At 70.5% G+C, this 13,057-nt stretch carries 13 protein-coding genes; 11 read left to right on the top strand and 2 right to left on the bottom strand.

Annotation, left to right across the window (positions count from 1 at the left end; translation table 11 throughout):
• Nucleotides 1–5 precede the first annotated feature (5 nt).
• From ACIA77_RS36580 to ACIA77_RS36620, 9 genes are all read left to right on the top strand, one after another.
• The gene (locus ACIA77_RS36580) at nt 6–1,169 is read left to right on the top strand and encodes a CaiB/BaiF CoA transferase family protein (RefSeq protein ID WP_395890661.1); all 1,164 of its coding nucleotides are present in this window, start codon (nt 6–8) and stop codon (nt 1,167–1,169) included.
• Complete coding sequence (locus tag ACIA77_RS36585) at nt 1,162–2,268, top strand: citramalate synthase (RefSeq protein WP_395890662.1); 1,107 nt, start codon at nt 1,162–1,164, stop codon at nt 2,266–2,268. Before ACIA77_RS36580 ends, ACIA77_RS36585 begins: the two co-directional genes overlap by 8 nt.
• Complete coding sequence (locus ACIA77_RS36590) at nt 2,229–3,113, top strand: aspartate/glutamate racemase family protein (RefSeq protein ID WP_395890663.1); 885 nt, start codon at nt 2,229–2,231, stop codon at nt 3,111–3,113. Before ACIA77_RS36585 ends, ACIA77_RS36590 begins: the two co-directional genes overlap by 40 nt.
• On the top strand, nt 3,110–3,997 hold the full coding sequence (locus tag ACIA77_RS36595) for a hypothetical protein (RefSeq protein ID WP_395890664.1): 888 nt from the start codon (nt 3,110–3,112) through the stop codon (nt 3,995–3,997). The genes ACIA77_RS36590 and ACIA77_RS36595 overlap by 4 nt, the downstream gene beginning before the upstream one ends.
• Complete coding sequence (locus ACIA77_RS36600; RefSeq protein WP_395890665.1) at nt 3,994–5,391, top strand: MmgE/PrpD family protein; 1,398 nt, start codon at nt 3,994–3,996, stop codon at nt 5,389–5,391. Before ACIA77_RS36595 ends, ACIA77_RS36600 begins: the two co-directional genes overlap by 4 nt.
• Nucleotides 5,388–6,182 (top strand): enoyl-CoA hydratase/isomerase family protein, encoded by a 795-nt coding sequence (locus ACIA77_RS36605; RefSeq protein WP_395890666.1) that lies wholly within the window; start codon nt 5,388–5,390, stop codon nt 6,180–6,182. Before ACIA77_RS36600 ends, ACIA77_RS36605 begins: the two co-directional genes overlap by 4 nt.
• 67 nt (nt 6,183–6,249) lie before the next feature.
• The gene (locus tag ACIA77_RS36610; RefSeq protein WP_395890667.1) at nt 6,250–7,032 is read left to right on the top strand and encodes an IclR family transcriptional regulator; all 783 of its coding nucleotides are present in this window, start codon (nt 6,250–6,252) and stop codon (nt 7,030–7,032) included.
• Nucleotides 7,033–7,409: 377 nt separating this feature from the next.
• The gene (locus tag ACIA77_RS36615; protein ID WP_395890668.1) at nt 7,410–8,879 is read left to right on the top strand and encodes an NAD(P)-binding protein; all 1,470 of its coding nucleotides are present in this window, start codon (nt 7,410–7,412) and stop codon (nt 8,877–8,879) included.
• 62 nt (nt 8,880–8,941) lie between these two features.
• Nucleotides 8,942–9,325: a PaaI family thioesterase gene (locus ACIA77_RS36620; RefSeq protein WP_395890669.1), complete on the top strand. Its 384-nt coding sequence runs from the start codon at nt 8,942–8,944 to the stop codon at nt 9,323–9,325.
• A 12-nt stretch (nt 9,326–9,337) separates the two neighbouring features.
• Here ACIA77_RS36620 and ACIA77_RS36625 read toward each other — a convergent pair whose 3' ends face one another.
• Nucleotides 9,338–9,682, bottom strand: a complete 345-nt coding sequence (locus ACIA77_RS36625; RefSeq protein ID WP_395890670.1) for a cupin domain-containing protein — start codon at nt 9,680–9,682, stop codon at nt 9,338–9,340.
• A gap of 146 nt (nt 9,683–9,828) precedes the next feature.
• Here ACIA77_RS36625 and ACIA77_RS36630 point away from each other — a divergent pair, with 146 nt between their 5' ends.
• Both ACIA77_RS36630 and ACIA77_RS36635 read left to right on the top strand, forming a co-directional pair.
• Nucleotides 9,829–10,608 carry an isocitrate lyase/phosphoenolpyruvate mutase family protein gene (locus ACIA77_RS36630; RefSeq protein ID WP_395890671.1) on the top strand — a complete coding sequence of 260 codons (780 nt, stop codon included), beginning with the start codon at nt 9,829–9,831 and terminating at the stop codon, nt 10,606–10,608.
• Nucleotides 10,609–10,856: 248 nt separating this feature from the next.
• The gene (locus ACIA77_RS36635; protein WP_395890672.1) at nt 10,857–11,147 is read left to right on the top strand and encodes a hypothetical protein; all 291 of its coding nucleotides are present in this window, start codon (nt 10,857–10,859) and stop codon (nt 11,145–11,147) included.
• Between the two features lie 108 nt (nt 11,148–11,255).
• On the opposite strand, the gene ACIA77_RS36640 is transcribed toward ACIA77_RS36635, so the two are convergent.
• The gene (locus ACIA77_RS36640) at nt 11,256–12,728 is read right to left on the bottom strand and encodes an MDR family MFS transporter (RefSeq protein ID WP_395890673.1); all 1,473 of its coding nucleotides are present in this window, start codon (nt 12,726–12,728) and stop codon (nt 11,256–11,258) included.
• Between the last annotated feature and the right edge of the window lie 329 nt (nt 12,729–13,057).

Consider the following 13,057-nt stretch of genomic DNA (forward strand, 5'->3'; position numbering starts at 1 on the left):
GGGTCATGCTCGGCTCGTTGACCGGCGTGCGCGTCGTCGACCTCACGATGAGCGTCGCCGGCCCGTTCGCCACCCAGATCCTCGGTGACCTCGGCGCCGAGGTGCTCAAGATCGAACGTCCGCCCGCGGGTGACGACACCCGCCGCTGGGGTCCGCCGTTCTGGGGTGAGGACAGCGCCACCTTCCACGGGCTCAACCGGAACAAGCGCAGTCTGCTCGTGGACCTGAAGAGCGCTGAAGGCAAGGAGGCCTTGTCGGGGCTGCTCGCCGGGGCGGACATCCTGGTGCAGAACCTGCGGCCCGGGACACTGGAGAAGCTCGGGTTCGGCTGGGCGGAGCTGCATCTCGCGCATCCGGAACTGATCTACTGCGAGATCACCGGGTACGGCCCGACGGGCCCACTCGCGGGCCGCCCTGCGTACGACCCGCTGATGCAGGCGTTCGGCGGGCTGATGAGCCTCACCGGGGAAGAAGGCCGTTCCCCGACCCGGATCCCGGCTTCCATCCTGGACCAGGGCAGTGGCATGTGGTTGGTGATCGGGATCCTCGACGCGTTGCGGCGGCGGGACCGGACGGGGGAGGGCTCGCTGGTTCAAACCTCGCTGCTCGAGACGGCGCTGATGTGGCTGCCCGGACAGTTCACCGGATACTTCGCCGAAGGCGAGGTGCCGCGGCGGCTCGGCTCGGGCACGGTCGGCATCGCACCGTACGAGGCGTTCCCGGCGGCTGATGGCTGGCTGATCGTCGCGGCGGGCAACGACAACCTCTGGCACAAGCTGTGCGGTGCGATCAACCGGCGCGATCTCCTGGACGACCCGCGCTTCACCGGGAACCCGGACCGGGTCGCGAACCGGGTCGCGCTGTCGGAAGAGCTGTCCCGGACCTTCCGCGCCCGGGAGTCCCGGCACTGGATCGAGACGTTGACCGAGGCTGCCGTGCCGGTGACACCGATCCAGACCCTCGACGAAGTCGCCGCGCACGAACACGTCCGCGCGCTCGGCGCGTTCCGCGAGGTGGCGCACCCGGGTATCGAGGGTTACCGGTCCGTGGCCACGCCGATCCGGGTGGACGGCGAGTACTACCCGGTACGCCGGGTGCCCCCGGCGCCGGGCGAGGCCAACGCCGAACTGCTGGACGGACAACGGGGAAAGGAGCAGGCCGATGTCTGACCGCGACTACCCGCGCGTCACGCTGATCGAGGAAGGGATGCGCGAGGGATTCCAGATCGAGGACGCGCACATCCCCGTCGAGGACAAACTGCGGGTGCTCGACGCGCTGTCCGCCACGGGGTTGCGCAACATCGTCGTGGGCTCGTTCGTGAGCCCGAAGTGGACACCGCAAATGGCGCACGTCGACGAACTGGTCGACCGCCTGACCCCCGCACCGGGAGTGCGCTACACCGCGCTCACGCTGAACCAGCGCGGGCGGGAACGGCTCGCCGAACACGTGCCTCCACTGTCGTTCCCCAGTGAGCTGCCGGAGACGCTGGTGCACGTGTGCGACATCTTCGCGCAACGCAACACCGGGCGCACCCAAGCCGCGGAAATCGATTCGTGGGACGGGATCGTGCGCGGCGCTCTCGAGCGGGGCGCGCACGAGGCCGGCATCGGCGTGAACGCGGCCTGGGGTTCCAACTGGCTCGGCGACTTCGCCCTCGAGGACCGGATGGCGCTGCTGCGGCGGCAGTACGACCTGTGGCGCGTGAACGGGATCGCGGTCACGAAGGTGTTCCTGGGCGACCCGATGGGCTGGAACATGCCGGACCAGGTCGAAGACCAGCTGCGCGAGATCCTGCTCGTCTGGCCCGAGATCACGACGTTCCACCTGCACCTGCACAACACCCGGGGCACGGCCCCGCTTTCGGTGCACACCGCGCTGCGCGTGCTGGGTCCGGAGCACCACCTGATCCTGGACGCCTCCGTCGGCGGGATGGCGGGCTGCCCGTATTGCGGCAACGGGCGCGCCGCCTCGCTCATGCCGACCGAGGACCTCGTTTACCTGCTGGAGGAACTCGGCATCCCGACCGGTGTCGACCTCGACAAGCTCGTCGACGCCGTGGTGCTGACCGAGGAGGTCGTCGGGCACGCACTGTACGGGCACGTGTCGAAGGCGGGTGGGCGCCCGCGAGGCGACGCGCGGTACGCAATGGACATGCCGTTCGTCGAGACCCTCGAGCAAGCACAGCATTTCCGGCTGGGCCCGAAGGCCTACGAGGGCGGGATCTCGCCGTGGAAGGCTCCGATCACGTCCCCGGCGCGGCCGTCGTGAGCCCGCCGATCCGGATTTGGCACCAGAGCATCACCGAGCTCGAGCGGTTGCCGAGTTACGCCGAGGCGCTGCGCGAGCACGCGGCGGCGGTGTGCGGGCCGGACGTCACCGTCGACGTGCACGGTGTCGCGCCCGGCACCTACCCCGAAGGGGTGGCTCCGATCCGGACGACCTGTTATCCGTGGGCGCACCAGCTGTTGTGCGACCAGATCGTGCTCGCCGCGATCGAGGCCGAACGCGCGGGTTACGACGCGGTGGCGTGCAGCTGCTTCCTCGACCCGGCACTGCGTGAGGCACGCTCCGTCGTCGACATTCCCGTCGTCAGTGCGCTCGAGACGTCGTTGACGGAGTCCTCGGTGGTCGCCGGACCGGTCGGGATGCTCGGCCTCGGCGGCGCGATGGCGGCCGACATGCTCGTGCTCGCGCGCGGGTACGGGCTGGCCGACCGGATCGCCGCGATGGTCCCGGTGACCCCGGAACTGACCGAACACGAGCTCGACGACCCGGCCAACCACGCCACCGTGGTGGAGCGGGTCCGGCGCGCGGGCCGCACCGCGATCGCCGCCGGGGCGGAACTGCTGATCCCTGGCGAAGGAATGCTCAACACGCTGCTCGCCCGCCGGGGTGTCACCGAGATCGACGGGGTCCCGGTGCTCGACGCCTTCGGGCTCGTGGTGCACCACGCGGAGATGTTCGTCCGGCTGCGGCGCGCGACCGAGCTGCGCACGAGCAGGCAGGGCCGCTACGCCAAACCGCCGGACTCCTTGCGCCGGCACTTGACCGCAGCGACCGCCCGCGCCTTCACCGCCGAAACCGCCGTCGAGACACGGGGAGCCCAGCCATGACCCAGCGATCCGCCCGCCGGTTCCCCGATGGGGGAGCGTTCCGCCTCGAGATCCCGTCCGTGGAAGGACCGGCTCCGCTGCGTGCGGTCCTGGAGGAGGCGGACCGCTACAACGTCACGATCCATCGCGTGAGCCAGGGCAGCGGTGTCGCGATGCTCGACGACGACCAGATCGCCGACATGCTCGACCAGTGCGCGGCCGCCGAGGTCGAGCTGTGCCTGTTCCTCGGCCCTCGCGGCACGTGGGACGTCGGGGCCGGAGCGGGCGCACCCGGTGCGGCCACCGGCGCTCGGGTGCGGGGCGCCGACCAGCTTCGCTACAGCGTGGACGACGCGAAGCGCGCCTGCGACCTGGGTGTGCGGTGCCTGCTCGTCGCGGATGAAGGGGTGCTGTGGACGCTGCACACGTTGCGGAGCAAGGGAGAGCTTCCGCCGGAGTTGCTGTTGAAGATGTCCGCGATCACCGGGCCGGCCAATCCCGCGTCGTTCGCGGTCGTGGCGGCGCTCGGCGCGGACTCGGTGAACGTGCCCGGTGACCTGACGATCGAGCAGCTCGCCGAACTGCGCCGCGCCGCGGCCGCGGCAATCGACTTCTACGTCGAATCCCCCGACGGGCTCGGTGGTTTCGTGCGGCACCACGAGGCACCGGAGATCGTCTCCGCGGCGGCGCCGGTGTACCTGAAGTTCGGGTTGCGCAATGCGCCGGAGATCTATCCGACGGGTGTGCACCTGGAGACCGTCGCGGTGGCGAGCGCGCGCGAACGGGTCCGTCGCGCACACCTGGCGGTGGAGTTGTTGCGGCGCCGCGAGCTGCTCTCCGAGATGTCGCCCAAGGGCGCGGTCGGCGCCGGACCGCTTCCGAGGTTCACGGAGGTGGGCGCGTGAGCGCATTGATCACCGAACGGCTCGGTGAGTACCTCGCGGGCTTGCGGGCCGACAAGCTCTCGGCCGAGGTCCGGGACAAGGCCGCGAGTTGCTTCTTCGACGCGGTCGGCCTCGGGATCGCGGCCCGCGCCGAGCCGGCGACCGTCGCGTTCGGACGGACGATCCACCGGTTCGGCCCCGGTGAGGGCCTCGTGCGGCTGTGGGCCGACGAGGGCGCGGCCGTGGCGACCGAGGCGGTGGCGGCCAACGCTTTCGCCGCTCACGCGCGGTTCCAGGACGACTGCGACATGGCGTCGTGGGCGCACCCCGGTTCGCTGGTGGTGCCGGCCGCGGTGGCCTGCGCGGAGCTGAGCGGCGACGGCATCGACGCCGTGCTGCGCGGGATCGTCGCCGGCTACAGCGTGATCCACTGGCTCGGCGGTGGTGGGCTCGGGCTGTCCATGGTGCGCCGGGGCTTCCGGACCAGCCCGACCTATGGCGGGATCGGCGCCGCGGCCGCCGCGAGTGTTGTGCTCGGGCTCGACCCGCGGCGTGCGGCGCACGCGGTCGCGATGGCGGCGGGCATCGCCGGCGGCGTGCTGGACACCGTTCGCTCCGGCTCATCGGATTTCCGGCTCCAGAACGCGGCCGCCGCGAGTCAGGGGCTCGTGGCGGCTCTGGCCGCGCGCGAAGGGATCGACGGCAGCGCGACGATGTTCGACAGTGAGGTGGGGTTCCTGAACTGTTTCGCGGGATCCGGCGACACCGGGACGTTCCCGGACGAACCGGCCCCGGAGTCCCTCTTGGCGGCCTGGGCGAAGCCGTTTCCCGCGCTGGGTGACAACATGGCCGTGATCGCCGCGGCTCTGGCCGTGCGCCGGCAAGGCGACTTGGACCCGGCCGCGGTGCGCGCGATCCGCGTCCACCAGAACGCCGATTTCGCGGCCTATCCCGGGACGGGCTACCGCGGCCCCTTCACCCGTCCGACCCAGGCGATCGCGAGCACGGTTTACGGTGTCGCCGCGATGCTCGCCCGCGGGCGCATTCGCTACGACGACTACCTCGGGCCGCTCGAAGACGCAGTGATCATGGGGCTGGTGGGCAAGGCCGAGATCGTGCCCGAATCCGATTTCGGGTACCTCGACGGGGTCGTCGAGGTCGAACTCGCCGAGGGGGACCGCCGGGGGAGTGCGGGTGACCTGCCGAGCACGATGTTCTTCCGCGACCAGGACACGACAACACGAACGCTGATCGAACTCTTCGACGAGGTCGGCCACGCGTGCGAGGACGTGCCCGGCCTGGTCGACAGCGTCTACGGTGGACGGATGGACGAGCTTCCGGTGGTGCTGAACCGGCTGTGCGGAAGGGCTTCGAGCCGGCCCGTTTCGAATCAGGAAGAAGGGGAGCAGCGATGACCGAGGCGGCCTTGACCGACCAGGTGCGCTACGAGGTCCGTGACCGCGTCGCCCACATCACGCTGAACCGGCCCGAGCGCCGCAATGCGTTGAGTTACGCCGTGATGGACCGTCTCGTGGAGCTGTTCGCCGAGTGCGGCCGGGACGGCGACGTGTGGGCGGTGGTGCTGACCGGCACCGGGGACCGCGCGTTCTGCGCCGGTGCGGACCTCAAGGAACTGGACGAGGAGGCTCGTGCGGGCAGGCCGATCCGGGTGCCGATGACCGGTCCCGCGCGCAACGCCCACGAGGCGTTGCTGGAGCTGTACAAGCCGACGATCGCCGTGCTCAACGGACACGCGCTGGCCGGCGGGTTCGAGCTCGCGCTCGCCGCGGACCTGCGGATCGCCGCCGACCACGTCCAGCTGGGCCTGCCCGAGGCCAAACGCGGGATGGGCGCGAACTTCGGCAGCGTCGTCCTGCCGCGGCTGATTCCGCGTTCGCTCGCGCTCGAGATGCTCTACACCGGCGAGCCGGTCAGTGCGCACCGCGGCCGCGAGCTCGGCCTGCTCAACCACGTGGTGCCCTCGGCCGAGCTCGAGTCGTTCAGTGCGAAGTTCGTGGCCGGCATCGTCGCGAACGCCCCGCTGTCGCTACGTCGGTACAAGGAAATGGCGACCAAGGGATGGGAGATGTCCGTGCCCGCGGCATTGCGCTTGAACGCGGGACCCAACCCGTATCTGTCGCGTGATCGCGAGGAAGGCGTGCGCGCGTTCGTGGAGAAGCGGGAACCCCGCTGGGAGGCGAGGTAGGCAGGCGCATGCGCGACAGTATGCTGGCGGCCATCACGGTGGAGCACACGGTGAGGAGGCAGAAGACATGGCACGGGCCGTTCCCGCGCTGAGCCGCGCGCTGGACATCCTGGAGGTGTTCCTCGACGGCGGCTACCACTCGCTGCCCGAAATCACCCGGAAACTCGCGCTGCCGAGGACCTCCGCGCACGAGCTGGTGAACACCTTGCTGGAGCGTTCGTACCTCATGCGCGCCCCGGAGCCGGGGAAGTACCGGCTCGGGGTGCCGCTGTACCAGTTGGGCAGCGTGTTCTCCGAACAGCTCGATCTCGCCCGCGAGGGCAACGAGGTGATCACCGGCGTCGCCGCGCGGTGCGGCGAGACGGTGCACCTCGCGGTCCTCGAGGGCCACGAGGTCACCTACATCGGCAAGGTCGACAGCAGCCACCGCCTGCGCCTGGTTTCCGGCGTCGGACGCCGGCTGCCCGCGCACTGCACGGGGGTCGGCAAAATGCTTCTGTCCAATGTGGACTCGACACGACTCGCTGAGCTGTACGGCAAACGGGCGCTGCCCGCCATGACGGCCAACAGCATCACTTCGTTGCCCGAGCTGAAAAGACAGCTCGCCGAGATCCGGGACACCGGGCTCGCGATCGAGTACTGCGAGTCCAATGAGGACGCCGCGTGTGTCGCCGCCCCGGTCCGGGACGCCGGGGGAACCGTCGTCGCGGCCATGAGCATCACCGTGCCCACCATCCGCTGGAGCGAGGAAGCCCGCGCCGAGCTCGCCGGGTTCGTGCGCACCGGCGCGCGGGAACTGTCCGCGCGACTGGGCTACCGGGAGGTGCCCGAGCTCGCTCCGGCACGCTGAGCGCGGATCGTGAGGTTGTGCTGGGAAGCTCCACGTCCAGCGCGCCTACGAGACTGCTCGCCCGGTCATTCGGTGCCGCCCGTCGGAATCCACGCCTCCCAGCGCCGGGTGGCGGCGAGGACGCTCGCTGCTGCGAGGCGTGGTGCGCGTGTCGATCGGCAACTTGAGCCGTCGCGGCTACTCGGGGAGCGTTCCCGTGTCGGCGGGCAGCACTGCCGCGGGGTCGCCTGGCCAACGATGTCTCCTACCGCCTTCGTCGTCCCGACGAGATCACCCCCATTTACGGGTAGCGGCAGGCCCTTGCCGTCCGGGTACGCTCGCCCTCAAGTTACTTATCGGTAACTTAAGGGTTCGACTCAGGCGCAAGGGAAGTTTCCGTGGCAGCAAGCAAACTCGAGACCGACTACCTCGTCGTCGGGGGTGGGGCGAGTGCGATGGCGTTCGTCGACACCCTGCTGGACGAGACGGATCACCGGATCGTGATGGTGGACCGGCACGAGCAGCCGGGCGGGCATTGGAACGACGCGTATTCCTTCGTCCGCCTGCACCAGCCTTCGGCGTACTACGGTGTCGGCTCGCGGGAACTCGGCCGGGGTGTGAAGTACCCGAGCGGTCCGAACGCGGGAGGGTACGACCTCGCGTCGAAGGCCGAGATCCTCGACTACTTCGACCGGGTCATGCAGGAGCGGTTCCTGCCCTCGGGCCGGGTGACGTGGCTGCCGATGAGTGAATACCGCCGGGGGCCGGGCGGCGAGCACTCAGTGACGTCCCTGCTCGGTGAGTCGCGGATCGACGTTGCGCTGCGCCGGAAACTGGTCGACGCGACGCACGTGGCGACGGAGGTCGCGGCGACGCACGGGCCCCGCTACAGCGTGATGTCGCAGGTCCAGCTCATCCCGATCAACGGGCTGCCGTCGCTGCGCCGGCGCCACCCCTGTTACACCGTGGTCGGTGCGGGCAAGACCGGGATGGACGCGTGCCTGTGGCTGCTGGCGAACGGCGTCGAGCCGGGCCGCATCCGGTGGATCAGGCCGCGTGATCCGTGGGTCATGGATCGCGCCGGCCTGCAGCCGTTCGCGGAGAACTTCGAACGCGTCATGCGCAGTTCCATCAACGGGTTCCGCGCGATCGCCGAAGCGACCTCACCTCGGAACCTGTTCGCACTGCTGGAATCGTACGGGGTCCTGATGCGCTTCGACTCCGAGGTGGAGCCGACCGCCTACCGGGCCGCGGTGCTGTCGCGGGGTGAGCTCGCGCAGCTGCAGCGGATCGAGGACGTGGTGCGGCTGGGGCACGTCACCACGATCGAGACGAACCGGATCGTGCTCGACGACGGGACCGTCGAGGCGGACCCGGACACGCTGTACGTCGACTGCAGCGCCGCGGCGCTTCACCAGCCGCCGCCGGATCTCGCCGTGTTCGAACCCGGTGCGGTCAACATCCTTCCGACGCGGCAGGTCCAGCCGGTGTTCAGCGCGGCGCTGATCGGGTTCGTCGAAAGCCTGTCGGTCGATGACGACGAGAAGAACGCGATGTGCCAGGTGGTGCCGTATCCGACGGTTCCGCTCGACTGGCTCACGATGTGGCTGCCCACCCTGGTGAACACCGCTCGGTGGCGGCAGCGGCCCGAGGTGGCGCGCTGGGTTTCCCGCAGCCGGCTCAACGCGCTGGGCGCCGCTCAGCGTGGTCTCGACCCCGCCGACCCGCGCCGCCGCGAGCTTCGTGACGTCATGAACCGGACGGCGATCGAGGCGGCGGCCAGGATCCCGCACCTGCTCGCGACGCCGGACCACGGCGAGCGAGAGCGCCAGGCCGCCGGTTCCGCGCTCACCGGGCAGCACGCGTGAACCCGGTCAACCCGGACGTCGGCGGTCACCAGGTGGAGAACCCTTCACCTCCGCCTGGCTTCGTGCCCTATCGGCGATCGAGCCCGTACCTCGAGCTCATCGGGCCGGTTTACGAAGCCGAAGACGACCCGCTCGTCATCGGCCTCCGGCTCGAGGGCAAGCACACCAACGCTCGCGGCTTCGTCCACGCCGGACTGCTCGTCGCGCTGGCCGACAGCGTCCTGGGCCACACGATCCTGCGCACGTTCCCCGAATCCCCGCCGATCGTCACCGTCTCGCTGACGACCGACTTCACCGGGTCGGCCCACCGCGGCACGTGGCTGCAGGGCCAGGCGGACGTCACCCGCCACGGCTCCCGGCTGTCGTTCGCCCGCGCCACCTTCCACGCGGAGGGGCGCGTGATCATGACCGCCAGCGGCATCTTCGCCGCGCGACCACCGAAGTGAGCGAGCGCGCCTTCAGCCTTCTCCGACGATGTCGACGGAGATCTCCACGGCGGGAACGGTTCCCCGGTTCTCGAGCCAGTGCGTCGTGTTCCGGTCCTCGGGCCAGCCGGGTCCGGGACCGTAGTCCGTGGTCACCCCGTCCCGGTGATCGGTGATCGTTCCCTGCAGCACGTAGACGGTGCCGGGCCGGCCGCGGTGGTCGCGGACCGGGCCGTAGACGCCGCCGGGTTCGATCGTCACCATCCGCATGCGAAGGTGCCGCCCCGCCATCCCGGCGATTTCCCGGGCGAGGTCGACGGTCGCGAGGACCTGCACCGTTACGCCTCTGGTGTCGGGTCCCGCCTGTTCGTCGCTCATCGTGGTCTCGTTTCTCCGGCGCCGGGGTTGTCCCGGGATACGACGGTAACTCGTCCGCGGCTGAAAACCAGGGATGCGGCCCCGCCCAGGGCGACCGGCTGGAGCACGGACGTCCCGGATCGACGGCCCGGCGATAGATTGACGGCATGACTTCCACCGCAGACAAGGCCACGCTCCTGCAGGAGCTGCACGCGGCCCCGGAACTGCTGCTCGTCGTGAACGTCTGGGACGCGATCACCGCCAAGGTCGTCGCCGAGACGCCCGGGACCAAGGCGCTGGCCACCCCCAGCCACGGGATCGCGGCCTCGCGCGGCTACCCCGACGGCGAGAACATCCCGCGCGACGAGATGATCGCCGAGGTCGCCCTGATCGTGCGCGTCGCGGGCGACCTGCCCGTGACCGCCGACCTCGAGGCCGGCTACGGCGACCCGGGCGGCACGGTCGCGCGGGCGATCGACGTCGGCGCCGTCGGCTGCAACCTCGAGGACCAGATGAAACCGCTGGCCGATTCGGTGAAGGCGGTCGAGGCCGCCGTGGCCGCCGCCCAGCACACGGGTGTCGACTTCGTGCTCAACGCCCGCACGGACGCGTTCGTCAAGGCCGGTGACCGCGACCCCGACGAGGTGCTTGCCGACGCCATCGCCCGCGGCCGCGCCTACCTGGAGGCGGGCGCGTCGAACTTCTTCGTGCCCGGCCTGCTCGACGAGGACCAGGTGGCCCGCCTGGTCGACGCGCTCGGCGAGCGCAAGGTCAACCTGATCGGCATCCCCGGCTCGATCCCGCTCGCGCGTGCGCAGGAACTGGGCGTCTCGCGGGTTTCCTACGGCCCGTGGAGCCAGAACGTGGCCCTCACCGCCCTCGCGAAGCTCGCCGAGGACGTCTACGCCGGCGGCGGCCTGCCGTCGGACACGCGCAAGCTGAACTGACCCCACCTCCGGCCCCGGCAGGCCCGAAACCCGCCGGGGCCGGACTCGTTCGCCGCTTCATGCGGCGGTCTCGCCCGCGCCACCCCCGGCCCCGACCGGATTCCGCGACCCGCGACGCCCCCGCTGTGCCCCACTGCCTCGTGAAACCAATGCGGCTGCTCAGGCCGCCGCACCGTCGCGGTGACCCAGACGACGACCCCGCCGCCGTCGACCCGCCGGCCCCGTCCACGGTGACCACAACCGCGACGGTGACCCAGCAAGTCCCGGCTCCCGTCGAGGCCGAGCAGTCCAAAGCACAATCCGGTCAAGTGGGCGACGGGGTCTACCACGTCGGCAGCGACATTCCCGCGGGCCGATGGCGCACCAGCGGCCCCGGCGGGGGCGACCTCGGCTGCTACTGGGCTCGCGAACGCAACGACTCCGGCGACTTCGCCGCCCTGATCACCAACGGCCTGGTCTCCGGCCCCACCACGGTCACCGTCAAGAGCGGCGAATTCCTCGAACTGTCCGGCGGCTGCTCGTGGTCGCCGAGCAAGTAGCGATCACTCTCTGAGCAACGTGTTCGCGAAGCAGAATGTGCCGCCTCAGGCGAGTCGGCGCGTCACGGCGCGAAGGGGACTGTCCGTTTCGGACAGTCCCCTTCGGTGTCACTTCGTCGCTGCGAGGTGCTGCGGTGGCGTGCCGTCGAGGTCTTGACGCTCGGAGCCAGTGGATGCCGCCTTGGTCTTCAGCAGGGCGGCGAGCACGGTTCCCGCTGCCACCAAGGGAACGAGCCAGAGGAAGCCGTGCCCGATGGCGTCGGCGAACGAGGTCAGCAGCGGGGCGCGCACGTCGGCCGGGAGGGCGGCGATGGTGTCCGGCCGTGTCGGGTCGATGGTGTGCGCCGGGATCCGGCGGGCGAAGTCGCTCGCCAGGAGGCTGCCGAAGGCGGCCACGCCGAACGCGGCGCCGATGGAGCGGGCGAAGGTGACCACGGCGCTGGCGGCACCGAGATCGGTGGCGGCGACGGAGTTCTGCACGGCCGTCATCACCACCATCGGCACGAGGCCGATGCCGATCCCGGTCACGAAGAAGTAGCCGAAGAGCGCGATCGGCACGGTGTGCGGGGCGAGAGTGCTGAGCAGCAGGAGCCCGGCGACGTTGAGGGCCATTCCCGTGACGAGGACGGTCTTGCGCCGCGCGGGGTGCGCCGCCCACCGGCCGGCGAGGCTCTGGCTGACGACCAGCCCGACGACCAGCGGCAGCATGTGCACGCCGGAGAGCGTGGCGGTGACCCCGTCGACGATCTGGAGGTACGTGGGCAGGTAGACCAGGACGCTGAACATCGCGACGTTGGCGATGAACCCGACCGCCGACGACAGCACGACCGTGCGGGAGGAGAACAGCGACAGCGGCAGCACCGGTGCGCCGGCTCGGCGCTCGACCGGGATGACGAGCGCGATCAGCACCAGAGCGGCGAAACCCAGCCCCAGCACGCCCGGCGACGTCCAGCCCCACCGCTGGCCGAACGAGGCGATGAGCACCAGCGCGGTCGCAGCACCGGCGAGGAGCACCGCGCCGAGGTAGTCGATGCGGGCGGCGGCGGTGCGCTTCGCGGCCGGCAGCGCCCGGGCGGCGATCACCAGCGCGACCAACCCGACGGGCACGTTGATCAGGAACGCCCACCGCCAGGACAGCTGGTCCGTGAAGACCCCGCCGAGCAACGGGCCGACGATGCTCGCGACGCCGTACACGGAACCGAACAGACCTTGGTAACGGCCGCGCTCGGCGGCGCTGACGAGATCGCCGACCAAGGCGAAAGTCAGCACGATCATGCCGCCGCCGGCAACGCCCTGCAGGGTGCGCGCCGCGATCAGCTCCGGCAGATTCCGGGCCAGGCCGCACAGCGCGGACGCGACCAGGAAAGTGCTCGTGGCGACCAAGTACAGCCGTTTGCGGCCGAGCATGTCGCCGAGCTTGCCCCACAACGGCGTGACGGCGGTCGACGCGAGCAGGTACGCCGCGCTGACCCACGCGATGTCACTGAACCCGTTGAGCTCGGCGGCGATCCGGGGGATCGCGGTGGACACGATGGTCTGGTCGAGGGAGGCCAGCAACACGGCCAGCACCAACGCGGTCATGGCGAGCCGGATCGCGGATCTCGCGGATGTGTCGGAGGTTGCACTACGCATGGGAAACGACCTCGAGAAAAGAGTGCAGGAGCGGCTGGCACGGCCGGGGCCTGCTGGATGTGGGGTGGGTGAATCGGTCGAGCGCCGGTGGGGGGTTTGCCGGGGTCCGGCCGCGCGAGCCGGTCCGAAGCACTGGTGCGGCGGCGCGGTGTGATGAGCGGGAATCGGGAGTACGGGTGCTGATCGGCCGGGCTGTGCGGGGTGTGAACCGGACTACCTGGCCAGACAGTGCAGGTGCTGCGCCCCTCCGGGTGTGGATCGGAAGGAGCGGGATCGCG

Origin of the sequence: Amycolatopsis sp. NPDC051903, assembly GCF_044452505.1 — a bacterium.
Taxonomy (GTDB): Bacteria; Actinomycetota; Actinomycetes; order Mycobacteriales; family Pseudonocardiaceae; genus Amycolatopsis.

What these genes read in the sequence shown, in the direction of transcription:
- ACIA77_RS36580 (WP_395890661.1), top strand. Translation starts at nt 6, where the DNA reads ATGCTCGGCTCGTTGACCGGCGTGCGCGTCGTCGACCTCACGATGAGC.
- ACIA77_RS36585 (WP_395890662.1), top strand. Translation starts at nt 1,162, where the DNA reads ATGTCTGACCGCGACTACCCGCGCGTCACGCTGATCGAGGAAGGGATG.
- ACIA77_RS36595 (WP_395890664.1), top strand. Translation starts at nt 3,110, where the DNA reads ATGACCCAGCGATCCGCCCGCCGGTTCCCCGATGGGGGAGCGTTCCGC.
- ACIA77_RS36605 (WP_395890666.1), top strand. Translation starts at nt 5,388, where the DNA reads ATGACCGAGGCGGCCTTGACCGACCAGGTGCGCTACGAGGTCCGTGAC.
- ACIA77_RS36610 (WP_395890667.1), top strand. Translation starts at nt 6,250, where the DNA reads ATGGCACGGGCCGTTCCCGCGCTGAGCCGCGCGCTGGACATCCTGGAG.
- ACIA77_RS36625 (WP_395890670.1), bottom strand. Translation starts at nt 9,682, where the DNA reads ATGAGCGACGAACAGGCGGGACCCGACACCAGAGGCGTAACGGTGCAG.
- ACIA77_RS36630 (WP_395890671.1), top strand. Translation starts at nt 9,829, where the DNA reads ATGACTTCCACCGCAGACAAGGCCACGCTCCTGCAGGAGCTGCACGCG.
- ACIA77_RS36640 (WP_395890673.1), bottom strand. Translation starts at nt 12,728, where the DNA reads ATGACCGCGTTGGTGCTGGCCGTGTTGCTGGCCTCCCTCGACCAGACC.